The sequence below is a fragment of the Enterobacter sp. RHBSTW-00318 genome (genome assembly GCF_014101375.1).
Lineage (GTDB): Bacteria > Pseudomonadota > Gammaproteobacteria > Enterobacterales > Enterobacteriaceae > Enterobacter > Enterobacter ludwigii.
In genome coordinates, this window is record NZ_JABXQH010000001.1 from 991,413 (window position 1) to 1,013,876 (window position 22,464).

The window sequence follows — 22,464 nt, forward strand, 5'->3', positions numbered from 1 at the left end:
ATAATTGTTATACGTAATACATACGCGGCGGTTTACTCGGGGAATACAGATGTCGAACATACAATTGAGGAATGTCACCAAACGCTTTGGCGACACCGTAACCTTGCACAACGTGAATCTTGAGATTGAAGACGGTGAGTTTGCCGTCTTTGTCGGTCCTTCCGGCTGCGGTAAATCGACAATGCTGCGCATGATTGCTGGACTAGAGGACATTAGCGAAGGGGAAGTGTTGATTGGTGACGAGGTGATGAACGACGTTGCCCCCTCCCACCGCGGCGTGGCGATGGTGTTTCAGTCCTATGCGCTCTACCCACATATGACGGTGGCCGAAAACATGGGCTACGGCCTGAAGGTCAATAAGGTGCCGAAAGATCAGATCCGCCATCAGGTCGAGATGGTGGCCAAAACGCTGCAGCTTTCCCATCTTCTGGATCGCAAACCTAAGCAGCTTTCCGGCGGCCAGCGCCAGCGTGTGGCCATTGGCCGCGCCATCGTACGTAATCCGCGGGTCTTTATGTTCGACGAACCGCTCTCCAACCTGGATGCCGAGCTGCGCGTGGAGATGCGTCTGCATCTTGCCCGTCTGCACCAGGAGCTGAAAACCACCATGGTGTATGTCACCCACGACCAGATAGAAGCGATGACCCTGGCTGATAAAATTGTGGTGATGAACTACGGAAAGGTTGAGCAGATGGGCGCGCCGATGGAACTCTACTACAAACCGGCGAACAAGTTCGTGGCCGGGTTTATCGGCTCGCCGAAGATGAATTTCCTGCCGGCAACGGTAGAGTCCTGGCAACCGGGTGAGCTGACGGTGAGATTATCCCAGCAGAAGACACTCACACTGGCCCTGACCACCACACCGTTGAACGCAGGCAGCCCGGTGACGCTGGGCATTCGTCCGGAACATTTAACCACCGATCTCCGCCACGGCACGCGGCTGACGTTTAACTGTGAAGTGGTTGAGCGTCTGGGCAACAACACCTACCTCTTTGGTCAGTGCTACGGCCACGACAATGTGAAGATTTTGCTGCCGGGCGATGTGAAATTCGCACCGTGGCAGCAAATTGATGTGGCTTTTGATGATCGCCACTGCATGGTGTTTGACGAGCAGGATGTGCGGGTGAGCGCCGACATCGATGAAGCGGTACGCTCGGTCGCTTAACCCGCCAGACGCGTTACCGCACGCGTAAAGGCATCAATCGCCAGCGCGACATCCTCAGCCATCACCGATTCCGCCGGATGGTGGCTGACGCCTCCCCTACACCGCACAAACAACATCCCTACCGGCCAGCGCTCCGCCAGGGCGATGGTGTCATGACCGGCACCGCTCGGCAGCGATAATGTCTTCCCCTGCACCGATTCTACAGCCTCCGCCAGCAGCGCCTGCAGACGTGTATCGCATGGCGTGGCGGCGATTCGGTAAAATTCGTCGGCTGCAAAATGTATTCCGCGACGGGCCGCTATCGCCTGCGCCTGCGTCAGCAGTGCAGTAAGCAGAAGGTCAAGCGGCGCATCCTGCGGGCCGCGAATATCTAACGAGAGCGCGACCTCGCCGGGGATGACGTTTACCGCACCAGGCAGACAGCGCAACTCACCCACCGTGGCCACCAGGTTTCCGCCGTGCTGACGGGTGGTGTTTTCAATCAGCACCATCCATTCGGCGGCGGCGGCCAGCGCGTCCTTACGATGCGCCATCGGCACGGTCCCGGCGTGGCCGGCCTCACCGGTGAAGCGGCAGTTCAGACGACGCGCGCCGTTAATGGCTTCAACCACGCCCAGCGCCAGACCGGCCTGTTCCAGACACGGTCCTTGTTCAATATGCAGTTCCAGACAGGCGCTGAAATCATCCGGGCGTCGCGCGGCCATCGCGACACGGCTGGGATCTAACCCTGCCTGTACCATCGCCTGCGCCACGCTGATACCTCTGGCATCGCACGTGTCGAGCCAGCCCACAGGCCAGGTGCCCGTCAGCGCGCGGCTGCCCAACAGCGTGATACCAAAGCGGGTACCCTCTTCATCGCAAAAGCCGACAATCTCAACGGCCTGCGCCAGCCGTTTTCCCTGCTGATGCAGGCTGTCAACGACTTCAATGGCCGTCAGCACCCCCAGCATCCCGTCGTAGCGCCCGGCATTGCGCACGGTATCCAGATGCGAGCCAAGCAACACCGCCGGTGCGCCCTCCTGCTCGCCTTCATAACGTCCGCAGATATTCCCCACGCTGTCCTGCCAGACGGTCATGCCCGCCTGGTTCATCCACTGCCCGACCAGCTGGTTAGCCTGCAGATGCTGGGCAGAGAGATACACGCGGGTAAGAGAATCCTGGGTTTCGCTGATGGCGGCCAGCGCATCGGCGCGGGCCATCACACGTTCTGCCGCCTGCTGGCGTGTCGCGTGATTCATAGCGCCGTCTCAGTGCGGTAATGATCCCACGCAGCCTGCATCGCAGCACCCTGCGTAGTGGAAAACTTCAGGTAGTTCAGTACCGACTCCAGCGCACTCAGGGTGGTCATCACGCAGTCTTTACGCGCGTTATAGCCCATGGTGCCAATACGCCACACTTTGCCGTGCAGCGGACCAAACGAAGTACCGATTTCAATGCCGAAATCCTCCAGCATCAGTTTACGCACCTGGTCACCGTTTACGCCCTGAGGGATAAGCACGCCCAGCACGTTGTTCATCTTGTGCCTGAGGTCGCCGAAGGTCTCGAGTCCCATCGCCTGAATACCTTTCAGCAGCGCATCCCCGTGCAGCTTGTGGCGGGCGATACCGTTATCCAGCCCTTCCTGCAGAATCAGGCGGGCACATTCGCGGGCGCCAAACAGCGCGGTGGTCGCTTCGGTGTGGTGGTTCAGACGCTCGGGTCCCCAGTAATCCATCACCATGCCGAGGTCGAAATAGTTGGAGTAAATCATCTCTTCGTCGCCGTCGCGATGGGCATCGGTACGGATCCCCTCTTCGATGCATTTGCGGCGACGGATTGCCTCTTCCATCCGCGGGCTCAGGGTAACAGGCGAGGTACCGGACGGACCGCCAAGACATTTCTGCATCCCCGCCGAGACCGCATCCAGCCCCCAGGCATCGGTCTCCAGAGCGTTGCCGCCGAGCGACGCGGTAGCATCGGTATAGAACAGGACATCGTAACGACGGCAGATTGCCCCGAGTTCTGCAAGCGGCTGCAGCATGGTGGTGGACGTATCCCCCTGCACGGTTAACAGCAGGCGCGGACGCACGCGTTTAATTGCATCTTCCACCCGATCCGGTGTGAACACCTCGCCCCACGGTACCTCGATGGTGTGGACCTCTGCGCGGCAGCGGCGGGCAATTTCGCACAGCAGATGGCCGAAGCGACCAAAAACGGGCACCAGCACTTTGTCCCCCGGACGAATGGCCGATACCAGAATCGCTTCAATTCCCGCGCGGGAGGTGCCGTCCACCAGCATCGTCCAGCGGTTTTCCGTGCGGAACACGCCGCGGTAGAGTGCCATGACGTCGTTCATGTAGTGGGTCATCGCCGGATCGTACTGGCCGATAAGCTGGCTCGACATGGCACGCAGCACGCGCGGATCGGCGTTGATCGGCCCCGGCCCCATCAGCAGACGTTGTGGCGGATTGATTTGCGGAAATTGAGCGATATCCATTTTTAAGTCCTTAGTTAATTGAGGCCGCGCACGGAGGAGATAAACTGTTTAAGCTCAGTGGTCTGTGGGTTAGCGAACAGCGTTTTGCTGTCGCCCTGCTCCCAGACGCGCCCCTGATGCATAAACACCACGCGGTCGCCCACTTCGCGGGCAAAATTCATTTCATGGGTCACCAGGATCAGCGTCATCCCCTCAGCGGCCAGTTGTTCCAGCACCTTGAGCACTTCGCCTACCAGTTCCGGATCGAGCGCGGAAGTTATCTCGTCACAGAGTAAAACTTTAGGCGACATCGCCAGAGCACGAGCAATCGCCACGCGCTGCTGCTGGCCCCCGGAGAGGCTTGACGGGTAGTAATCCAGACGGTCACCCAGCCCGACTTTCTCCAGCATGCGCTGCGCCAGTGCCTGACATTCTGCTGCGCTTTTCTTCAGCACCCGACGTGGCGCGAGCATCACGTTTTCCATCGCCGTCATGTGCGGGAAAAGGTTGAAGTTCTGAAATACCATGCCGACCGAGCGGCTGATTTCACGCGCCTGGGAATCCCGGTCGGTAATGGTCATGCCGCCGAGCTTGATGCTGCCGTCCTGATACCCTTCGAGGCCGTTAATGCAGCGCAACAGCGTGCTTTTACCCGAACCGCTGCGCCCGATAATTGAAATAACCTGGCCCATGTCGATGTCCAGATCCACGCCCTTGAGCACGTGGTTATCGCCGTAGTACTTCTGCACCTGATTAATGGTGATGAGAGGCATTGAATTTAGTCTCCAGATAACGGCTGTAGCGCGACAGCGGATAACACAGAATGAAGTAGCCGAGCGCCACCAGCGCAAAGACTTTAAACGGCTGATAGGTCACGTTGGTCAGCATCGTCCCGGCCTTGGTCAGCTCGATAAAACCGATAATGGATGCCAGCGCGGTCCCCTTAATCACCTGCACGGCGAACCCCACCGTTGGGGCGATGGCGATGCGTAACGCCTGGGGAGCCACCACGCGAAACAGCGTCTGGCCGAAGGTCAGCCCCAGACAGCGCGACGCCTCCCACTGCCCTTTCGGCAGCGCACGAATACTGCCAAACCAGATATCAAGCAAAAAGGCGCTGGTGTAGAACGTCAGGGCCAGCGACGCAGCGGTCCACGGCGAAACATCGATACCCAACAGCGCCACGCCGAAGAAGGCCAGGAACAGTTGCATCAGCAGCGGCGTGCCCTGAAACAGTTCGATATAGCCGCGGATAAGACGTTTTACCGTACGCCCACCCGTGAGGCGCAACAGCAACAGCGGCAGCGTTACCGCCGCACCGCCGACAAACGCCACCAGCGACAGCAGCACCGTCCAGCGTCCGGCGAGCAGCAGATTGCGAATAATGTCCCAGTCGGTAAAGGTGGTCATCATGCCTGTACCCCCAGCCACTTCCGTCCTGCCGCCATCATTAGCTGGCGCAGGGTAATTGACAGCACCAGGTAAATTCCGGTGGTCACCAGATAGACCTCAAAGCTCAGGAACGTTCTTGACTGAATCAGGTTGGCGGCAAAAGTCAGCTCTTCATAGGAGACCTGCGACACCACCGACGAACCGAGCATAACGATAATGCACTGGCTAACCAGCGCCGGATAAATACGCTGCAGTGCCGGTGGCAGCACCACGCGTATAAACGTTTGCAGGCGGGTAAGCCCCAGCACGCGGCCGGCCTCCCACTGTCCTTTGGGCGTAACCTGAATACCGGCACGGACAATCTCCGTGCTGTACGCGCCCAGGTTGACAACCATTGCCAGCAGCGCCGCTTCGCCCGCCGTCATCTTCAGCCCCAGATTCGGCAGACCGAACACAATGAAAAACAGCTGCACGACAAAGGGCGTGTTGCGGATAATCTCCACGTAGCCGCCCCAGATTCGGCTGAACCACGTCGTCCGGCCGCTGCGAATCGCCGCCCCGAAAATACCGATCGCCAGCCCGCCGAGGGTTGCCATCACCGTCAGTTGAATGGTGACCCACAGCCCTGCCAGCAGCGCCGGCCAGTACGGCCAGAGCGCAGAGAAATGGAGTTGCTCTGTCATCGCCTTACACGCCCAGGCTTGCCGGCAACGGCGCTTTCAGCCACTGCTCAGAGAGGCTATTCAGGGTGCCGTCTTTAATTCCCTGCTCGATCACCGCATCAACTTTCGCTTTCAGCGCCGGTTCGTTTTTCTTCAGCCCGATAAAGCACGGCGAGTCCTTCAGCATAAAGCTCGGAACCGGGGCTTTGGCGGCGTTCTGGCGGGAAATCGCCGCCACGACCAGATTACCTGTCGCCACGTACTGGACCTGACCGGACAGGTAAGCCGACAGCGTGGTGTTATTGTCTTCGTAGCGTTTGACGTCTGCATCTTTCGGCGCAAGGCTGGTCAGCACCATGTCCTCCACCGCGCCGCGCGTCACGCCAATGGTTTTTCCACTCAGTTGAGCAGCATCTTTCAGCTCAGCCCCTTTCGGGCCGAACACGCCGAGGAAGAACGGCGCATAGGCACGGCTAAAATCGATCACCTTTTCACGCTCGGCGTTTTTACCGAGGCTTGAGATCACCAGATCCACCTTATCGGTTTGCAGATACGGCACGCGGTTGGCACTGGTCACCGGCACCAGCTGCAGCTTGAGCTTCATCTGTTTTGCCAGATAGCGCGCCATGTCAATGTCGTAGCCCTGCGGCTGGAGATCGGTCCCGACCGAACCAAACGGAGGAAAATCCTGCGGGACGGCGATACGAAGAGTGCCGCGTTTCTCAATATCCTGCAGCTGGTCAGCTTTTGCTGGCAGGTTTGCAAACAGACAGACGGCCCCGGTCAGTGCAATCAATAACTTTTTCATGGTGCTTCCCCGTAACGTTAACATGAAACAAAAGATTCTTTGAATTGGATTTTGCAACTAATGTGCCAGATGAAGCGAAACGGGAAATTTTCTCTGAAGGCCTGATAAAACGAGAGCGGGGCGGAAAAGACCTCCCTTTTCCGCCCCGCTTTTCTGCACCATTTTAATGCAAAGCACCAGCCTGATGCCCCATTATCGCTGTTCCAGTTCGTCCAGCTGCTGATACAGGGAGGCGATATCGTGGATCCGGGGACGGCCTTTATCGAGGATTTCATGCAGGAAGGCGTTAGCCAGCAGGTTGATCAGACTGTTGACCGACGAGTAGCTGTCGTACGCCGAGACGCTGTCCAGCGGGGCGCAGAGCTGCCAGCTGGTCAGCGGAAACAGGCTGTGCGCCTGCGGCTCACACATCAGCAGAACCGGAATACCGCTGTGCTGAAGCTGCTGCAACAGCGGCCGAACGATCCGCGGGCGACGGCGAAATGCCATCATAATCACCAGATCGTCGGGCGTTAAATCGACCAGTTCCTCGCTCAGGCTCTGCCCCGGCTGCGGCAGCAGCAGCACCTGCCCGCGCGCCTGCAACAGCTGCTGGCGCAGGTGCAGCGCCGCCGGATAGGCGTTGCGCATCCCGATAATCACAATCCGCCGTGCCTTCACCATTGAGGCCATGGCCTCGGCAAACTGCTGAGCATCCAGAGCGTTGACCCACTGGGTGAGGTTTGCCATCTCCTGCTTATAATGCCGCGCCAGCAGAGTGTTGCCCTGCACCGCATCGCGGTTATCGGTCAGCGGCATGCCGCTCTGGCGCAGCGTGCGCAGTTCGTCGCGCATCTCTTTATACTTCTCATAGCCCAGACGCTTAAACAGACGGCTCACCGTGGCTTTCGACACCCCGCTCAGCTGCGCCAGCTCGGCGCTGTTATAACTAATGAGGTCGTCGAAATGATCAAAAATAAAATCAGCCACCCGTTGCTCCTGCGGTGACAACGACGCGTATTGCGCTTTCAGACGTTCATCAAGCTGTTCCATAAAGCCTCTGTAACTTTTGTTTCACCTCACTATACCTTTCATTAAGCATGCCAGCTTCTTAAAACGTTATGTTACGACTGACGTGAAACTTTTCATTCATAACTGGAACAGCTTTTGCAGCACCTTGTGACTTTTGGGTTATGAGGACTCTCCATGCAAAGTAATGTCTCCGTACACGGAATGGCCGTGGCGCCCCACCATCTTGCCAGCCAGAGCGCCCTGGCCATTCTGCGCGAAGGCGGTAGCGCGATTGAGGCAATGGTCGCCGCCGCCGCAACCATTGCCGTGGTTTACCCGCACATGAACGGTCTCGGTGGGGACGGTTTCTGGCTTATCGTGCCGCCTGACGGCGAACCGGTCGCCATTGACGCCAGCGGCGCAGCAGGCTCACTGGCGACGCTTGCCGCCTATGACGATGTCTCTCAGATCCCCCATCGCGGGCCTCGCGCGGCGCTGACCGTGGCGGGAACGGTGAGCGGCTGGGACGAAGCGCTGAAGGTTTCGCGCACGCTGACGGGCACCGCTCTTCCCCTGAATCGCCTGCTGGCAGACGCCATTGACTATGCCCGAAACGGCACGCCGGTGACCGCGTCTCAGGCCGCCGCCACGGCCAGTAAGCTGGATGAACTGAAGGACCTGCCCGGCTTCGCGGAGACCTGGCTGGCTGACGGCAAACCGCCGCAGGTTGGCAGCCGGTTTTATCAACCGGCGCTGGCCTCCACGCTCTCGCACCTCGCAGAAGACGGTCTGGACAGTTTTTATCGCGGCCCGCTGGCGGAGCGTCTGGCCCGGGGCATGGCAACGCTGGGGCTGCCCATCACCCTGGCTGACCTAAACGCGCATGTCGCCCGGCGCACCACGCCGCTGAAATTACAGCATCAGCAGGGTGAAGTGTGGAACCTCGCGCCGCCAACGCAGGGGCTGGTGTCGCTGGCGATCCTCGGGATAACCGACCGCCTGTCCATGGCCGATGCTGACGAAGCGACCACCGTTCACCGCATTGTAGAGGCCACCAAGCTGGCGTTTGGTCTGCGCGATGCCCATATCACCGACCCGCGCGAGCTGAAAACCGATATCCAGAGTCTGCTGGATCCTGCCGCACTGGCCGCCCTCGCCGACCAGGTCGATGATAACCAGGCCGCACCGTGGGGCTGCGGCAAAGGCCCTGGTGATACGGTCTGGATGGGGGTGATGGATAACAGCGGTCTTGCCGTGTCGTTTATCCAGAGCATTTATCACGAGTTCGGCAGCGGCGTGGTCCTGCCTGATACCGGCATCGTCTGGCAAAACCGGGGAGCCTCATTCAGCCTCAATCCCCGTCACCTGCTGGCGCTTGCGCCAGGAAAACAACCGTTCCACACCCTGAACCCGGCAGCCGCGCGTCTGCATGACGGACGCGTCATGGTCTACGGCTCGATGGGCGGTGACGGCCAGCCGCAAACTCAGGCCACCCTGTTTACCCGCTATGTGGTGCAGGGGGTACCGTTGCAGGAGAGCATCGCCCGCCCGCGCTGGTTACTGGGGCGCACCTGGGGACAGACGTCCGACACCCTGAAGGTGGAAGGCCGCTTTACGCCGCAGACCGTCACGCGCCTGCAGGCGCTGGGCCACGACGTGGAGTGCTTCCCAGCCTTCAGCGAAGCCATGGGCCACGCGGGTGCGATTGTTCGTCATCCCAACGGGCTGTTTGAAGGGGCATTTGACCCGCGCAGCAACGGCGCCACCGCCGGATTTTAAGGAGAGACTGATGAATACCACACAACCTGACTGGCATGCCTATCTGGCGCAAATGGAGTCCGTGCTGGGCGTTGAGCTGGATGACGCCCGCCGGGCAGAACTCTATGTGCAGTTCTGCCGTATCGCGGCGATGGCCGCCCCGCTGATGGCGCTGCCGCTTGATGACCGTCTGGAGATCGCAGGAGTATACAAAGCATGACGCTACACGAGATGAGTATCAGTGAGATCCAGCAGGCGCTGAGTGCAGGCGACCTGAGCGCCCATGACATCGCCCGCCAGACCCTGGAAGCCATTACGCGCATCAATCCCCATATCAACGCCTGGACCACCGTCACGGAAGAACGCATGCTGGCCGAAGCCGAGAATATCGACACCCTGCGTCGGGAGAAACGCCCTCTGCCGCCGCTGGCGGGCATTCCCTACGCGGTGAAAAACCTGTTCGACGTCGCCGGGCATACGACCCTTGCCGGTGCAGAGCTGTTCAGCCAGCGCCCCCCCGCCACCGCTGACAGCTTTGCGGTACGCCAGCTGCGCAGTGCCGGAGGCTTATTGTCGGGGATGGTCAACATGGATGCCTACGCCTACGGCTTTACGACGGAAAACAGTTACTACGGCGCAACGCGTAACCCGCACGATGTGACGCGCATTGCCGGAGGATCGTCCGGCGGCTCTGCCGCCGCGGTCGCTGCCGGACTGGTTCATTTTTCGCTCGGTACCGACACCAACGGGTCGATTCGCGTACCGGCCTCCCTGTGCGGAATATACGGTCTTAAGCCCACTTTTGGTCGTCTGTCACGCGCCGGCAGCCATCCGTTTGTCGCCAGTCTGGATCACATCGGGCCGTTTGCCCGTCGCGTGAGCGATCTGGCGTCGGTGTACGATGCACTGCAGGGTCGGGATACCAGCGACGGATTTCAGGCGGAGAGCTCCCGGGAGCAGACCCGGCCCCTGCTCGACCGCGGTCTGGATGGTTTGCGCTGCGCGGTGCTCGGCGGCTATTTCAGTACCTGGTGCGACAGCGACACGCGGGACGCCGTAGCGCGGGTGGCAAAAGCCCTCGACGTGCAGGAAACGTTGCAATTCCCTGATGCCGAGCTGGCCCGCTCCGCGGCGTTTATCATCAGCGCCTCGGAAGGCGGAAATCAGTACCTGCCCGCGCTTCGCCGCGAGCCCGGGCGTTTTGAACCCCATTCGCGCGAACGACTGCTGGCCGGCGCGATGATCCCTTCTGCCTGGTATATTCAGGGCCAGCGTTTTCGCACGCAGGCCCGACAGGCGTTTAAAGCGTTGTTTGCGCAGGCCGACGTGCTGATCGCCCCGGCCACGCCGCGCAGTGCAACGCGGATTGGCGAAGAGATTATGGAGATCAACGGCCAGCCGTTACCGGTTCGCGCCAGCATGGGCATGCTGACGCAGCCGATTTCGTTTTTAGGTTTACCCGTTACCACCGTCCCGCTGCGCACCGCTCAGGGCGCACCTGTTGGCCTGCAGTTGATCGCCGCACCGTTTAACGAGCAAGCCTGCCTGCGCGTGGCGCGGGTGCTGGAAGCAAGCGGAATAACCGATGCCCGGCCGGCGGAGATGGCACCATGATAAATCACGATGACATTAACCTTCCGTGGGTCGTTGCAGAAGTGACCGCAGCCTTTTACCGCTATGAAGACGCGCTGGTAAGCAACAACATTCCGGTGCTGGATGAGCTGTTCTGGCACGACAAAAACACGGTGCGTCTCGGTGCGGGCGAAAACCTGTACGGCATTGAGGAAATCCGCGCCTTTCGGGCGGCGCGCCCGTCCGCGGGTCTGCAAAGGACGTTGCGCCATACGGTAATCACCACCTTCGGAGAAGATTACGCCGTGTGTAGCACCGAATTCACCCGCGAAGGAACGGAGCGGATTGGTCGCCAGCAGCAGACATGGGTACGCTTCCCTTACGGCTGGCGGATTGTGGCGGCGCAGGTGAGCGTGATGGCGTAATGTTAATAACCCTGCCCAGCCTGCTTCTTTTCCCATCAGATAAGCAGCAGGCCGGGACAGGCGTCACCGCCCCCCGGCGCACTGCTGGACCGTTATTGTTGAAACGGGTGCACTTCACGCCAGTGATCGGCTATCTGCTGGCGGGTACAGACCCATACCCGATCGTGCTGCGCAAGGTAATCGAGGAACCGCTGGAGTGCACGAAAACGCCCCGGACGCCCCAGCAGACGGCAATGCATGCCGATGGACATCATCTTCGGCGCACGTTCCCCTTCTTCGTACAACACGTCAAAGCTGTCTTTCAGGTAGGTATAAAACTGCTCGGCGGTGTTGAACCCCTGCGCGGTCGCGAAGCGCATGTCGTTAGCATCCAGCGTATACGGCACAATCAGGTGGGGTTTGCGCGTGCCGTCGCTGCACGCCACTTGCGTCCAGAACGGTAAATCATCGCCATAGTAGTCGCTGTCATAGTCAAAGCCCCCATGCTCCACTACCAGCTGACGGGTGTTTGGGCTGTCACGCCCGGTGTACCAGCCGGCAGGCGGTTTGCCAAACAGGTCAGTCAGGACATGCACCGCCTTGTGCAGGTGCTCGCGTTCCTGGTTGATATCCATACTTTGATAGTGGATCCAGCGCCAGCCGTGGCTAACCACGTCGTAATCAGCCGCTTTGATGGCGTCGACGATATCGGGATGTCGCGCCAGCGCCATTGCCACGCCAAAGACCGTCAGCGGCAGGCCACGCTTGCAGAATTCGTTATGGATCCGCCAGAACCCGGCGCGGCTGCCGTATTCATAGAGAGAGTCCATCGACATGTGTCTGTCCGGATAACTGGCCGCACCGATGATGTCCGAGAGGAATTGTTCTGAGCCGGCATCACCGTGCAGCACGTGGTTTTCCGCCCCTTCTTCATAATTGAGTACAAACTGCACGGCGATGCGCGCCTGGTTCGGCCACTGCGCGTGCGGCGGCTTGCCTGCATAGCCGCGTAAGTCCCGCGGATAATCTTCGTTAAAAAGCGCCATTATCACCCCCCTCAATTAAAATGGATTCAGTGCCTGAAAGTGTCCGCTCAACGCTTTTTTCTCCGGGAAAGCCAGGTCACCGTGCTTGCTGGTTGACAGCCCCAGCGCCACCAGCGACTCGACCATTTTCACCGCCGCACTGACGCCGTCGATCACCGGCACGTGCAGCTCACGCGTCAGCTCCTGCGCCAGCGTCGCCATTCCACCGCAGCCGAGCACAATCGCGCCGCAGCCATCTTCTTTCAGCGCCTGGATGCAGCGCGCGCGCACCTTCTCCTGAGCCAGGCCGCTACCGTCTTCCAGTGCCAGCACCGGCAGATCGATGGCATGCAGGGCTGCACAGTGGTCCTGGAAACCATACTGGTGCAAAAGATGGCGGGCGATAATCCGCGTGCGCGGCAGCGTGGTCACAACGGAAAAGCGTGTTGCCACCAGCGTGGCCATATGCATCGCAGCTTCTGCGATACCGATGACCGGCCCCTGCGCCAGCTCGCGCGCCGCCAGCAGGCCGGGGTCACCAAAGCAGGCAATCACGTGTCCATCCACGCCCTGTTGCCGTCCGCGTTTTATCTGTTCGAGAACGCCCACGGCGGCGATGGCCTCATCAAAATGACCTTCTATCGAGGGCACACCTGCGCTCGGGCAGACAGCGAGGATCTCCGTTCCCGGTGCTGCTACCGCGCGGGCTGCGGCGCCGATGGTTTCCGTCATCGCGAGGCTGGTGTTGGGGTTAATCACTTGTATACAAACAGACGACATTACGACTCCTTGTGGCTGGCGAACAGCCGGGCAAAATCAGGCAGGCACTCACCGGCCCGTTCGAAACAGAGACTGGCGACAATATGTTCAAAATGGTGCATTAAGGCCTCACTCAGGGGCTGGAGCGCCTTCTGGCGCAAGAGTTCCACCAGTTGCTCGTGGTCATTGCAGCGGCAGCCCTGACGCCACGGCGCGCCCCAGGCTGCGATCACCAGCGACGACCGCTGGCTCAGTCCGGTCACCATCTCTGTCAGCACCTGATTGCCTGAAATGGCCTGAAGCTGAATATGGAAATTGGCGGAGTGGCGGATTGCGGCGGGGCCGTCATACGCTTCGTGCGCCTGCTGCTCCTGGCGAATAATCCCTTCCAGTGCAGCCAGATGCGGCGGCTGACAGTGGGCCAGCACGTCCGGCAGGTTAGCCACCTCAAGCAGCGCGCGCGTGCGGAAGATCTGCTGCGCTTCTTCTACCGTCGGGCTGGCCACGTGTGCACCACGTTTGGGCGTTAAGGTGACCATTTGCACAGCGGCGAGTCGTTGCAGCACCTTGCGAATACCGGTGCGGCTCACGCCGAAGACCTCAGCCAGCGCCTCTTCAGGCAATTTACTTCCCGGGAGCAACTGATGTTCGACTATCGCGGTCATCAGCGCCTGAAAGATAGATTCATCTTTGTCATGCAGGTCTGGCGCGGTCTGCAGGCTGTTTATGTTGTTCATTAACCACTCCGATTTTTACTTTTCGCTATCGAATCGTATACATAAAAATAAAATATTGCATACAAGATTTATTATTTTGGCCTGGATCCTGCAACACCGTCTGCACTCCCACTTAACGGGTTTTCATTCACAGGAGCAGGTTTCATGCCAAACAGACAAAACGCGCAGCACGGTACGGCCGCTGATTCCGGTGCGGTTTACAGCCCACGGCTTTGCAATGAGGATCTGGCACCGACGCGTGACCAGAACTGGAGCTGGTACAACATCTTTTCTTTCTGGATGTCGGACGTCCACAGCATGGGGGGTTATGTTGTTGCCGCGAGCTTCTTTACGCTCGGGCTGGCAAGCTGGCAGGTCTTGCTCTGCCTGCTGATAGGGATTTGCATTGTGCAGTTGTGCGCCAACCTGGTGGCGAAACCGAGTCAGATGGCAGGCGTACCCTACGCGGTGATTTGCCGTCAGGCATTTGGCGTTTTCGGGGCCAATATTCCGGCGGTGATCCGCGGGCTGATTGCTTTCGCGTGGTACGGCATTCAGACCTACCTGGCCGCCAACGCGCTGATGCTGGTGGCGCTTAAGTTCTGGCCTTCACTCGCGACGCTCACCACCGGTTCGTTTCTGGGCCTGTCGCATCTTGGCTGGATCTGTTTCGCTATCATGTGGGTGCTGCAGGCGATGGTCTTCTGGCACGGCATGAGCGCCATTAAGCGCTTTATTGATATCGCCGGTCCGGCGGTCTACGTAGTGATGCTGGCGCTGGCGGGATGGATTGTATACAAGACCGGTTTTGACGGCATCTCCTTTACCCTCGCCAGCAAATCCCTGAGCGCCGGTGAGCAGACCTGGCAGATGATCACCGCCACGGCGCTGGTGGTCTCTTACTTCTCCGGCCCGCTGCTCAATTTTGGTGACTTCTCCCGCTACGGTAAAAGCATGGGAGAGATCCGCCGCGGTAACCGCTGGGGTCTGCCGTTTAACTTCCTGCTGTTCTCCATCGTTACCGTGGTGATTGTGTCGGGTACGCAATCGCTGTTTGGCCGCATGATCACTGACCCGATTGAAACCGTCAGCCGTGTGGGCAACGATCTGGCCGTGGCCATTGGCTTGCTGACCATGATCACCGCCACCATCGGGATCAACATCGTGGCGAACTTCGTCTCCCCGGCGTTTGATTTCTCTAACTGTTCACCGCAAAAAATCAGCTTCCGCACCGGGGGGATGATCGCCGCCGTCGGCTCTATCCTGTTAACCCCGTGGAACCTGTTTAACTCGCCGGAGCTTATCCACTACACTCTTGACGTGCTCGGGGCATTTATTGGCCCGCTGTTCGGGATTCTGATTGCCGATTTTTACCTGATTAAGCGCGGCAAGGTCTCCGTAGACGATCTGTTTGATGACACGCCAAAAGGCAAATACTGGTATCGCAACGGTTTCAACCCGAAAGCCATCGGCGCGCTGGTACCATCCGTTGCCGTTGGACTGGTGATAAGCTTTATTCCCTCCCTGCATGAAGTGGCAAACTTTAGCTGGTTTATCGGCGTCTTCCTGGGCGGGGTCACCTACCGCTGGCTGGCGCGGGAAGAGCGTGAAGCGGCAGGCGCCTCGTCGTTCAGCCCCCACGTGGCAACGCAAAAAGAGTAACCCTTCCTCCGGGCCGCAGTTCCTCTGCGGCCTTTTTCATTCTGGCACCGTTTTTGCTCAGTCTCATCACCCCGCTACGCAAACACTAAGGCAGGAATCATGATGGACTACCAGACTGCGATCCGCGGTGCATTTTTTGATATTGACCAGGTCTGCGACAGTGCAGACGTTATCGCCCAACAGGCGCGCTACCTTGAAGACGGGCTGTTGTTCATTCATAACGGCAAAATTCTGGCCCAGATGGCCTGGCAGGAGGGCGAGCAGTATCTTGATCCCTATAAAGGGTACACCGATCTGCGCGGCAAACTGCTGCTCCCGGGTTTTGTCGATACCCACGTCCATTACCCGCAGACGGAGATGATTGGCGCTTTTGGTGAGCAGCTGCTGGAGTGGCTGACCACCTACACGTTCCCGGTAGAAAGCCAGTTTGCCGATGAGGCCTATGCGAAAGAGATTGCGGCGTTTTTCATCAACCAACTGGTCAGCCACGGCACCACCACCGCGCTGGTGTTTTGTACGCTGCATCCTGAATCGGTCGAGGCGCTGTTCACCGAGGCCCTGCGCCTTAACATGCGCCTTATCGCCGGCAAGGTGATGATGGACCGCCACACGCCTGACTACCTGAGTGAAACCGCGAAAGAGAGCTACCGGCAGACGCGCGAGTTGATCCAGCGCTGGCACCACCGTGGACGGTTGGGCTACGCCATTACGCCACGCTTTGCCCCGACCTCCTCACCGGAACTGCTGGCCGCGGTCAGCCTGCTCAGAGAGGAGTTTCCCGACACGTGGATGCAGACCCATCTGAGCGAAAACCCAAATGAAGTGGCCTGGGTAAGCGATCTGTGGCCGGAACATGAACGTTATCTGGATGTGTATCATCATTACGGGCTGACCGGCGAACGCAGCGTGTTTGCCCATGGGATCCATCTCCATGAGAGCGAGTGGCGCTGTCTGCACGATACCGGCTCGGCAGTGGCATTTTGCCCCACCTCGAACCTGTTTCTTGGCAGCGGACTGTTCCGCTTACCCGCCTGCTGGCAACACCAGGTACGTATGGGCATTGGCACCGATGTGGGTGCCGGAACCACCTTCAGCATGCTGCGCACCCTCGGGGAGGCGTACAAGGTGGGTCAGCTGCAGAGCTACCGCCTGCGCGCCAGCGAAGCGTTTTATCACGCCACGCTGGGCGGCGCTCACGCCCTGAGGCTGGACGATAAGATTGGCAATTTCGCCCCCGGCAAAGAGGCCGATTTTATCGTCATCGACCCGGCCGTTACGCCGCTACAGCGCCTGCGTAACCGGCGCTGTCAGGACATTTATGAGCAGCTGTTTGTGCTGATGACCCTGGGCGACGAGCGCAATATTAGCGAGACCTGGGTCAACGGTGTGCAGGTGTGGTCAACTGCCGCGGTAGGTTGACCACCCGCCCGGCGCAATCACAAACGGCAGGTGGAAGTGCTCGTCTGCCGTTTCTCCCGTCACAAAATCGATCTGTGCGCAGGGGTAAAGCGTGTCGCGGCCGGTTTCGGTGAACCAAGCCCCTATCTCGGCCACCAGCCGGTAACGTCCTGCAGGCAGGAAAGGAATAAACGCGGTGATGCGCCCTTGGGCGTTAGTGAAAGCAGTGGCCAATACGACGCCGTCCTGCTCAAGATAAACCCTTACGCCCTGCGCAGGCTTTCCCGTTGAAATATCAAGAATATGCGTGCTTAACGTACTCATTCGTCAATGACTCCTTCCAGCCGAAGCAGCGTAATTTCCCGCAGCTGTTCCAGTGCGGCCTGTACCTCCTGCGCATCGCTGTTTTCCAGCCGGGCGTTCAGGGCGCGTAAAATCTCCTCACCGCTACGGCCTTTCGCGCGGATCAAAAACACGCGTCCAAAACGGGCCTCGTAGCGAGCGTTCCCTTCCTGCAGTGCCTGTGCCAGCTGCCTGTCGCGGTTGTCGACGGCACCCTGCTCCTGGCGCGAAAGCATCGCCTCCGCCCGGGCGCCCGTCGGTTTCTCACCAATTCGCGGGTGCGCATTCAGAGCCTGCGTAAGCGCCGTTTCATCCCAGTTTTGTGTCAGCGCCCGGGCGGCGTCGAACAGTGCTTTGCGGTGTAAATAGGGCCGCCCCTGCACCAGCGCATCGGCCCAGTCGGGCAACGCCACGCAGGGCTGCAAATGCGCGAGCGCCTCTTCGTGGCTCAGTTGATTAAAAGTTTGCAATGCAATCATACTCACTCCCGTCATATCGTCGTTTTCTCGCTTTGCACAAACTACGCCACTCTTGCCATCCCCCATGAAACAGTCGATTCCGGATCGCACAACAGGAAATTATTGATTCATAAAAAGGCATTCTCACCGCGTTTGCGCACCTTAGCAGTGCAAAACCACCCCATACAACGCGCTTCTCGCCACTCTGCAGCCTGGTACGCAAATTGCTCTTCCCTTTTTACACCCTGCAAAAGGAGAGAAGGATGAGAGCAATCGTTATTGGCGCGGGCATTGGCGGCCTGAGCGCCGCTGTAGCGCTGAAGAAGGCGGGAATCGACTGTACCGTGTTTGAGGCCGTGAAAGAGATGAAGCCCGTCGGTGCGGCCATCTCCATCTGGCCCAATGGGGTGAAATGCATGCAGCACCTCGGGATGGGCGACATCATCGAGACCTACGGCGGCCCTATGCGCTTTATGGCCTATAAGGATCACCGGCGCGGCGATACCCTCACCCGCTTTAGCCTTGCCCCGCTGGTCGAGCGCACGGGCGGTCGCCCCTGCCCCGTGTCGCGTACGGAACTGCAGCGCGAAATGCTGAACTTCTGGGGGCACGAGAACGTTCAGTTCGGCAAACGCGTTGAAAGCGTCCGTGAGGACGCGGCTGGCGTCACCGTCACCTTCACCGACGGTACTACCGCGACGGGGGATTTCCTGATTGCCGCCGATGGCAGTCACTCCGCGGTTCGCCCGTACGTGCTGGGCTATACGCCCGAGCGCCGCTACGCCGGTTACGTCAACTGGAACGGGCTGGTGAAGATTGATGAAGAGATTGCCCCTGCGCACCAGTGGACCACCTTCGTCGGCGAGGGCAAGCGCGTTTCGCTGATGCCCGTCGCCGGCGGACGCTTCTATTTCTTTTTTGATGTTCCGCTCCCCCTCGGGCTGGCGGAAGATCGCACTACCCTTCGCGCCGATCTCACGGGCTATTTCCGCGGCTGGGCGCCACCGGTACAGAAGCTCATCGCCGCGCTGGATCCCGAGACCACAAACCGTATCGAAATCCACGACATTGAACCGTTCGACACCCTGGTGCGCGGCAACGTGGCGCTTCTTGGCGATGCCGCGCACAGCACCACGCCGGATATCGGCCAGGGCGGATGCGCGGCGATGGAGGACGCCGTGGTGCTGGGTGACTGCCTGCGCGAGAACCACAACATCGCACTGGCGTTGCGGCAGTACGAAGCGCTGCGCTGTGACCGGGTCCGCGACCTGGTGCTTAAGGCCCGTAAACGCTGTGATATCACGCATGGCAAAGACATGGCATTGACCCGGGCCTGGTACCAGGAGCTCAAAGAGGAGACCGGAGAGCGCATCATTAACGGTCTGTGCGACACCATTCAGGCCGGGCCTTTAGGCTGAACGCGAGAGGGACAACCATGAAAATACAACCGACTCCACCCGCCCATTGTACGTTTGAGCCAGAGGACTGGCTGCGTCTGGCAAAATGCTGGCATCCGGTTGCTCGCGCCTGCGACATCGGCGCGGCACCGGTCAAAGCCACTCTGCTCGACGAACAACTGGTTATCTACCGCGTCAAAGACCAGGTTGTGGTCGCCCGGGACGTTTGCCCGCACCGCGGCGTACCGCTGACGCTGGGCTTTCACGATGAACACGGGATAATCTGCCCTTATCATGGCTTACGCTTTGGTGAAGATGGACGCTGCAACCGCATTCCGTCCAGCCCTGACCAGCCGGTTCCCGCGAAGCTTAACCTGATTAACTATGCCGTGGAGGAGCGCTTTGGGTTGATCTGGACCTGCCTGGCGTTTGATCCCGATAACCCAATGCCGCTGCCCACCATGCCGCACTGGGATAACGACGGATTTCAGCAGATCAACTGCCCGGCGTTTGAAGTGAATGGCTTCGCCGGCCGCCAGGTGGAAGGCTTTCTGGACGTGGCGCATTTTGCCTGGATCCACACTGACACCTTTGCTGACCCCAATAATCCGCTGGTACCCCATTATCAGCCCCAGGAGACGCCGTTTGGCTTTGTTGCCGATTACTGGAGCTCGGTGAGCAACTACCCCGCCAGCTCCGATGTCCAGGCCCCGGAAGGCTTCCAGTGGCTGCGTCATTTTGAAATGCATCTGCCGTTTACCGCCACGCTGACAATCCATTTTCCGGGGGAAGCCAGGCTGGTGATCATGAACGCCGCCTCGCCCGTCTCTTCACGGGTAACCCGCATGTTCGCCCCTATCGCGCGCAACTTTGACCTGCATATTCCGGTAGAGGAAGTGCACGCCTTCAATTTGCGTATTTTTGAAGAAGACCGCCTGATGGTTGAGACGCAGCGCCCGGAAAGCCTGCCGCTGGATCTGACTCTGGAAGCCCACATCCCTGCGGATAAAAGCTCGATTGCCTACCGCCGGGGGCTGAAAAAGATGGGCTTCGGCGAGTTTTTCCTGGTGTGACGGAGGAACGTGATGAGCGAAATGTTGAGCGTTATTGTCGACGGTCTCTGGCGCGAGGGGGATAAGAGTCTCGCCATCAGGCTGGTGTCAGAATGCGGTGAAGCCCTGCCGGGCTGGCAGCCCGGGGCGCACATTGACGTGCATCTGCCCTGCGGGCTGGTTCGCCAGTATTCGCTGACCGGAGCAAGCGACAGCGAGAGCTATCTTATTTGCGTAGGACGTGAAGCCGCCTCGCGCGGCGGGTCACGCTATGTTCACGAGACGCTACGTCCGGGGCAGAAACTGCTTATCTCCTCACCGCGCAATCTGTTTGCGCTGCACGAGGCTGAACGCTTCTTGCTGCTGGCGGCAGGGATAGGCATAACGCCCTTGTATGCAATGGCCCGGCAGCTGGAGGCTTTCGGCACCCCGTTTACGCTGCACTATTACGTTAAAGAGTATGGCAACGCGGCGTTTGCACGTGAACTTAGGCAATTTAAACACGGCGAGTGTGTCATCCATACCATCAGCCCGCGCACTGCGCTGGCAGAGCACATGCCCACGCCCGCGCCCGGTTTCCACGCCTGGCTCTGCGGGCCGGCAGGTTTTATGGAGAAAGTGTATCAGGTCGCCTTCACGAGAGGCTGGGCGGAGAGCAATCTTCACAGCGAAGCATTCCAGCCCGTTATGCCCGCCGACTGTAATGAAACGGGCGAGATTTTTACAGTCAAGCTGGCATCAACCGGCGAGCGCTGGCCAGTGCCGGCGGACAAAACTATCGCGCAGGTGCTGCTGGAAAACGGCGTGGCGGTACCGCTCTCCTGTGAAATGGGGATTTGCGGCGCCTGTCTGACGCCGGTTATCGACGGCGTAGTGGATCACCGGGATAGCGTGCAGTCGGAGGCGGAGAAAAGCGCGGCAGACCAGCAGGTGGCGCTGTGCTGCTCGCGAAGCCATACAGGGGAACTGGTGATTGGGTTGTAGAACGAAAAAAACCTGCGATATTGCTATCGCAGGGTTTTCGGATTTGGCGGAAGCGTAGTCCGCCAAATTAATGTCCGAGAATGCCAGAAATAGTCCGTTTTTACCATTAATAAACAATATGTTGTCAAAATTGATTGTTCGAGGACGTCTTGCTACATCCGAAAAAATCTGACATTTTATGCAGTACCTTATGCATGGCGGTTTGTATGACAGGATTAACTATGCCGAAAAAAGCAAAAGAACTCACCGGACTAGCAGTTGCTAAGTTAAAAAAAGAAGGCTCTTTTGCCGTCGGTGGCGTTGACGGCCTGTATCTTCGAAACAGAGGCCAGTCCCGTTCATGGGTGCTTTGCGTTGCTATGGGGGTAAGAGTAAATGCTCTAGGAAGAACCGTTCCGAGACGTTTAAACATGGGTCTTGGCCCCTACCCTGAAGTTTCATTAGCGGAAGCGCGTGACAAAGCTCGTGAGCTGCGTAAACAAATCCGTAATGGTATTGACCCTCTTGCAGAAAAGCACGCCCATAAAGCGCATCAGGAACGTCTGGCCCACAAGAACAAATCCTTTGCTAGCTGTGCTGAAGACGTTATCGCAATTAAGACCAAAGAGCTAAAGAACCAGAAACACATTGCCCAATGGCGGTCCACGCTGGAAACGTATGCTTATCCTGTTATTGGTCAAAAACCCATCGCTGAGATTACAAAGACTGACCTATTAGCGATACTTGAACCAATCTGGTTAACAAAAAACGAAACTGCCAGCCGTCTGCGTGGTCGCATTGAAGCGATCATTGATTACGCAAAAGCGAAAGAATACTTTGAGGGCGATAACCCTGCTTCATGGAAAGGTATGCTTAAGCCCCTCCTGCCAATGCCAAGCAAAGTTCAGACCCAAAAACATCATGCTGCATTACCCTACAGCGAGATCGGCTCGTTCATGACCGAATTACGTAAACGAGTAGGCATTTCAGCGCGAGCACTTGAGTTTTCAATACTTACAGTTTCGCGCTCTGGTGAAGTCCGTGGCGCTGAATGGTCAGAAATAGATCTGAAGAACAAAACGTGGACCATCCCTGCCAGCAGAATGAAAGCCAGCAAAGAGCATAGGGTTCCGCTGCCTGATGCTGCCATTGCCCTGTTAAAGGGTTTACCACGCTTCAAGGACAATAACCTTGTTTTTCCTGCCCCGCGTGGAGGACAGCTATCAGATATGTCATTGCTGGCTGTATTGAAACGAATGGAACATAGTGGCTTAACACAGCACGGCTTCCGTTCAACCTTTCGTGATTGGGCAGGCGAAACCACAGACCATCAACGTGAGGTCATTGAACATGCGTTAGCTCACCAGTTAGCTGATAAGGCTGAGGCTGCGTATCAACGTGGCACCCTGTGGCCTAAGCGGGTGGCGTTGATGGAGGATTGGACGGAGTATTGTATGAGCAACAAGCGTCCAGATCTGTAATGGTA

21 protein-coding genes and 2 pseudogenes are annotated in these 22,464 nt (G+C 58.6%); 11 read left to right on the forward strand and 12 right to left on the reverse strand.

Going from position 1 to position 22,464, the window contains the following annotated elements; all coding sequences use genetic code 11:
- Positions 1-49 precede the first annotated feature (49 nt).
- Positions 50-1,165: an ABC transporter ATP-binding protein gene (locus HV157_RS04910; protein WP_032681288.1), complete on the forward strand. Its 1,116-nt coding sequence runs from the start codon at positions 50-52 to the stop codon at positions 1,163-1,165.
- On the opposite strand, the gene hpxK is transcribed toward HV157_RS04910, so the two are convergent.
- From hpxK to hpxU, 7 genes are all read right to left on the reverse strand, one after another.
- Positions 1,162-2,403, reverse strand: coding sequence for an allantoate amidohydrolase (gene hpxK / locus HV157_RS04915; RefSeq protein WP_063214612.1), 1,242 nt, complete (start codon positions 2,401-2,403; stop codon positions 1,162-1,164). The genes HV157_RS04910 and hpxK overlap by 4 nt on opposite strands.
- The gene (locus HV157_RS04920; RefSeq protein ID WP_014169474.1) at positions 2,400-3,641 is read right to left on the reverse strand and encodes an alanine--glyoxylate aminotransferase family protein; all 1,242 of its coding nucleotides are present in this window, start codon (positions 3,639-3,641) and stop codon (positions 2,400-2,402) included. Before HV157_RS04920 ends, hpxK begins: the two co-directional genes overlap by 4 nt.
- 14 nt (positions 3,642-3,655) lie before the next feature.
- On the reverse strand, positions 3,656-4,393 hold the full coding sequence (locus HV157_RS04925) for an amino acid ABC transporter ATP-binding protein (protein ID WP_032677837.1): 738 nt from the start codon (positions 4,391-4,393) through the stop codon (positions 3,656-3,658).
- Positions 4,374-5,030, reverse strand: coding sequence for an amino acid ABC transporter permease (locus tag HV157_RS04930; RefSeq protein WP_025204495.1), 657 nt, complete (start codon positions 5,028-5,030; stop codon positions 4,374-4,376). Before HV157_RS04930 ends, HV157_RS04925 begins: the two co-directional genes overlap by 20 nt.
- Entirely contained in the window at positions 5,030-5,695 is a 666-nt protein-coding gene (locus HV157_RS04935) for an amino acid ABC transporter permease (protein WP_014169471.1), read from the reverse strand. Before HV157_RS04935 ends, HV157_RS04930 begins: the two co-directional genes overlap by 1 nt.
- A gap of 4 nt (positions 5,696-5,699) precedes the next feature.
- Positions 5,700-6,482: a transporter substrate-binding domain-containing protein gene (locus tag HV157_RS04940; protein WP_020884739.1), complete on the reverse strand. Its 783-nt coding sequence runs from the start codon at positions 6,480-6,482 to the stop codon at positions 5,700-5,702.
- A gap of 192 nt (positions 6,483-6,674) precedes the next feature.
- The gene (gene hpxU, locus HV157_RS04945; protein WP_020884740.1) at positions 6,675-7,514 is read right to left on the reverse strand and encodes a MurR/RpiR family transcriptional regulator HpxU; all 840 of its coding nucleotides are present in this window, start codon (positions 7,512-7,514) and stop codon (positions 6,675-6,677) included.
- Between the two features lie 153 nt (positions 7,515-7,667).
- On the opposite strand from hpxU, the gene hpxW reads away from it, so the two are divergent.
- From hpxW to hpxZ, 4 genes are read left to right on the forward strand one after another with little or no spacing between them, the layout of a single operon-like run.
- Positions 7,668-9,251, forward strand: a complete 1,584-nt coding sequence (gene hpxW / locus HV157_RS04950; RefSeq protein WP_182268439.1) for an oxamate amidohydrolase — start codon at positions 7,668-7,670, stop codon at positions 9,249-9,251.
- 10 nt (positions 9,252-9,261) lie between these two features.
- Complete coding sequence (gene hpxX / locus HV157_RS04955) at positions 9,262-9,450, forward strand: oxalurate catabolism protein HpxX (protein WP_014169467.1); 189 nt, start codon at positions 9,262-9,264, stop codon at positions 9,448-9,450.
- A complete protein-coding gene (locus HV157_RS04960) occupies positions 9,447-10,844 on the forward strand; it encodes an AtzE family amidohydrolase (RefSeq protein WP_182378402.1) in 1,398 nt (465 codons plus the stop codon). Before hpxX ends, HV157_RS04960 begins: the two co-directional genes overlap by 4 nt.
- On the forward strand, positions 10,841-11,227 hold the full coding sequence (hpxZ, locus tag HV157_RS04965; protein ID WP_032677834.1) for an oxalurate catabolism protein HpxZ: 387 nt from the start codon (positions 10,841-10,843) through the stop codon (positions 11,225-11,227). The genes HV157_RS04960 and hpxZ overlap by 4 nt, the downstream gene beginning before the upstream one ends.
- A 92-nt stretch (positions 11,228-11,319) precedes the next feature.
- Here the strand turns inward: hpxZ and puuE are convergent.
- From puuE to HV157_RS04980, 3 genes and pseudogenes are all read right to left on the reverse strand, one after another.
- A pseudogene (puuE, locus tag HV157_RS04970) lies at positions 11,320-12,231 on the reverse strand (allantoinase PuuE); the annotation flags it as partial.
- Positions 12,137-13,011, reverse strand: a pseudogene (gene hpxA, locus HV157_RS04975) (allantoin racemase). The pseudogenes puuE and hpxA, both read right to left, overlap by 95 nt.
- A complete protein-coding gene (locus HV157_RS04980) occupies positions 13,011-13,727 on the reverse strand; it encodes a GntR family transcriptional regulator (protein WP_020884746.1) in 717 nt (238 codons plus the stop codon). The pseudogene hpxA and the gene HV157_RS04980 overlap by 1 nt, the downstream one beginning before the upstream one ends.
- Positions 13,728-13,871: 144 nt before the next feature.
- Here HV157_RS04980 and HV157_RS04985 point away from each other — a divergent pair, with 144 nt between their 5' ends.
- Complete coding sequence (locus HV157_RS04985) at positions 13,872-15,368, forward strand: NCS1 family nucleobase:cation symporter-1 (protein WP_047744277.1); 1,497 nt, start codon at positions 13,872-13,874, stop codon at positions 15,366-15,368.
- A 99-nt stretch (positions 15,369-15,467) separates the two neighbouring features.
- Entirely contained in the window at positions 15,468-16,787 is a 1,320-nt protein-coding gene (gene guaD / locus HV157_RS04990; protein ID WP_182268437.1) for a guanine deaminase, read from the forward strand.
- Here the strand turns inward: guaD and uraH are convergent.
- Positions 16,767-17,090 carry a hydroxyisourate hydrolase gene (uraH, locus tag HV157_RS04995; RefSeq protein ID WP_014169459.1) on the reverse strand — a complete coding sequence of 108 codons (324 nt, stop codon included), beginning with the start codon at positions 17,088-17,090 and terminating at the stop codon, positions 16,767-16,769. The two genes, guaD and uraH, sit on opposite strands and share 21 nt — an antisense overlap.
- A complete protein-coding gene (gene uraD, locus HV157_RS05000; RefSeq protein ID WP_182268436.1) occupies positions 17,087-17,587 on the reverse strand; it encodes a 2-oxo-4-hydroxy-4-carboxy-5-ureidoimidazoline decarboxylase in 501 nt (166 codons plus the stop codon). Before uraD ends, uraH begins: the two co-directional genes overlap by 4 nt.
- 242 nt (positions 17,588-17,829) lie before the next feature.
- Between uraD and hpxO the strand changes: the two genes are divergently transcribed.
- From hpxO to HV157_RS05020, 4 genes are all read left to right on the forward strand, one after another.
- Positions 17,830-18,984: an FAD-dependent urate hydroxylase HpxO gene (gene hpxO / locus HV157_RS05005; RefSeq protein ID WP_040017096.1), complete on the forward strand. Its 1,155-nt coding sequence runs from the start codon at positions 17,830-17,832 to the stop codon at positions 18,982-18,984.
- Between the two features lie 17 nt (positions 18,985-19,001).
- The gene (gene hpxD, locus HV157_RS05010) at positions 19,002-20,036 is read left to right on the forward strand and encodes a molybdenum cofactor-independent xanthine hydroxylase subunit HpxD (RefSeq protein WP_032677828.1); all 1,035 of its coding nucleotides are present in this window, start codon (positions 19,002-19,004) and stop codon (positions 20,034-20,036) included.
- A gap of 12 nt (positions 20,037-20,048) precedes the next feature.
- Positions 20,049-20,999: a PDR/VanB family oxidoreductase gene (locus tag HV157_RS05015; RefSeq protein WP_182268435.1), complete on the forward strand. Its 951-nt coding sequence runs from the start codon at positions 20,049-20,051 to the stop codon at positions 20,997-20,999.
- A 221-nt stretch (positions 21,000-21,220) separates the two neighbouring features.
- Positions 21,221-22,459 carry a site-specific integrase gene (locus HV157_RS05020; RefSeq protein ID WP_116325667.1) on the forward strand — a complete coding sequence of 413 codons (1,239 nt, stop codon included), beginning with the start codon at positions 21,221-21,223 and terminating at the stop codon, positions 22,457-22,459.
- The last annotated feature ends 5 nt before the right edge of the window (positions 22,460-22,464 follow it).

Bases quoted from the DNA above. Each gene is read 5' to 3' on its own strand.
- HV157_RS04910 (WP_032681288.1), top strand. From the start codon at position 50: ATGTCGAACATACAATTGAGGAATGTCACCAAACGCTTTGGCGACACC.
- hpxK (WP_063214612.1), bottom strand. From the start codon at position 2,403: ATGAATCACGCGACACGCCAGCAGGCGGCAGAACGTGTGATGGCCCGC.
- HV157_RS04920 (WP_014169474.1), bottom strand. From the start codon at position 3,641: ATGGATATCGCTCAATTTCCGCAAATCAATCCGCCACAACGTCTGCTG.
- HV157_RS04925 (WP_032677837.1), bottom strand. From the start codon at position 4,393: ATGCCTCTCATCACCATTAATCAGGTGCAGAAGTACTACGGCGATAAC.
- HV157_RS04930 (WP_025204495.1), bottom strand. From the start codon at position 5,030: ATGACCACCTTTACCGACTGGGACATTATTCGCAATCTGCTGCTCGCC.
- HV157_RS04935 (WP_014169471.1), bottom strand. From the start codon at position 5,695: ATGACAGAGCAACTCCATTTCTCTGCGCTCTGGCCGTACTGGCCGGCG.
- HV157_RS04940 (WP_020884739.1), bottom strand. From the start codon at position 6,482: ATGAAAAAGTTATTGATTGCACTGACCGGGGCCGTCTGTCTGTTTGCA.
- hpxU (WP_020884740.1), bottom strand. From the start codon at position 7,514: ATGGAACAGCTTGATGAACGTCTGAAAGCGCAATACGCGTCGTTGTCA.
- hpxW (WP_182268439.1), top strand. From the start codon at position 7,668: ATGCAAAGTAATGTCTCCGTACACGGAATGGCCGTGGCGCCCCACCAT.
- hpxX (WP_014169467.1), top strand. From the start codon at position 9,262: ATGAATACCACACAACCTGACTGGCATGCCTATCTGGCGCAAATGGAG.
- HV157_RS04960 (WP_182378402.1), top strand. From the start codon at position 9,447: ATGACGCTACACGAGATGAGTATCAGTGAGATCCAGCAGGCGCTGAGT.
- hpxZ (WP_032677834.1), top strand. From the start codon at position 10,841: ATGATAAATCACGATGACATTAACCTTCCGTGGGTCGTTGCAGAAGTG.
- HV157_RS04980 (WP_020884746.1), bottom strand. From the start codon at position 13,727: ATGAACAACATAAACAGCCTGCAGACCGCGCCAGACCTGCATGACAAA.
- HV157_RS04985 (WP_047744277.1), top strand. From the start codon at position 13,872: ATGCCAAACAGACAAAACGCGCAGCACGGTACGGCCGCTGATTCCGGT.
- guaD (WP_182268437.1), top strand. From the start codon at position 15,468: ATGATGGACTACCAGACTGCGATCCGCGGTGCATTTTTTGATATTGAC.
- uraH (WP_014169459.1), bottom strand. From the start codon at position 17,090: ATGAGTACGTTAAGCACGCATATTCTTGATATTTCAACGGGAAAGCCT.
- uraD (WP_182268436.1), bottom strand. From the start codon at position 17,587: ATGATTGCATTGCAAACTTTTAATCAACTGAGCCACGAAGAGGCGCTC.
- hpxO (WP_040017096.1), top strand. From the start codon at position 17,830: ATGAGAGCAATCGTTATTGGCGCGGGCATTGGCGGCCTGAGCGCCGCT.
- hpxD (WP_032677828.1), top strand. From the start codon at position 19,002: ATGAAAATACAACCGACTCCACCCGCCCATTGTACGTTTGAGCCAGAG.
- HV157_RS05015 (WP_182268435.1), top strand. From the start codon at position 20,049: ATGAGCGAAATGTTGAGCGTTATTGTCGACGGTCTCTGGCGCGAGGGG.
- HV157_RS05020 (WP_116325667.1), top strand. From the start codon at position 21,221: ATGCCGAAAAAAGCAAAAGAACTCACCGGACTAGCAGTTGCTAAGTTA.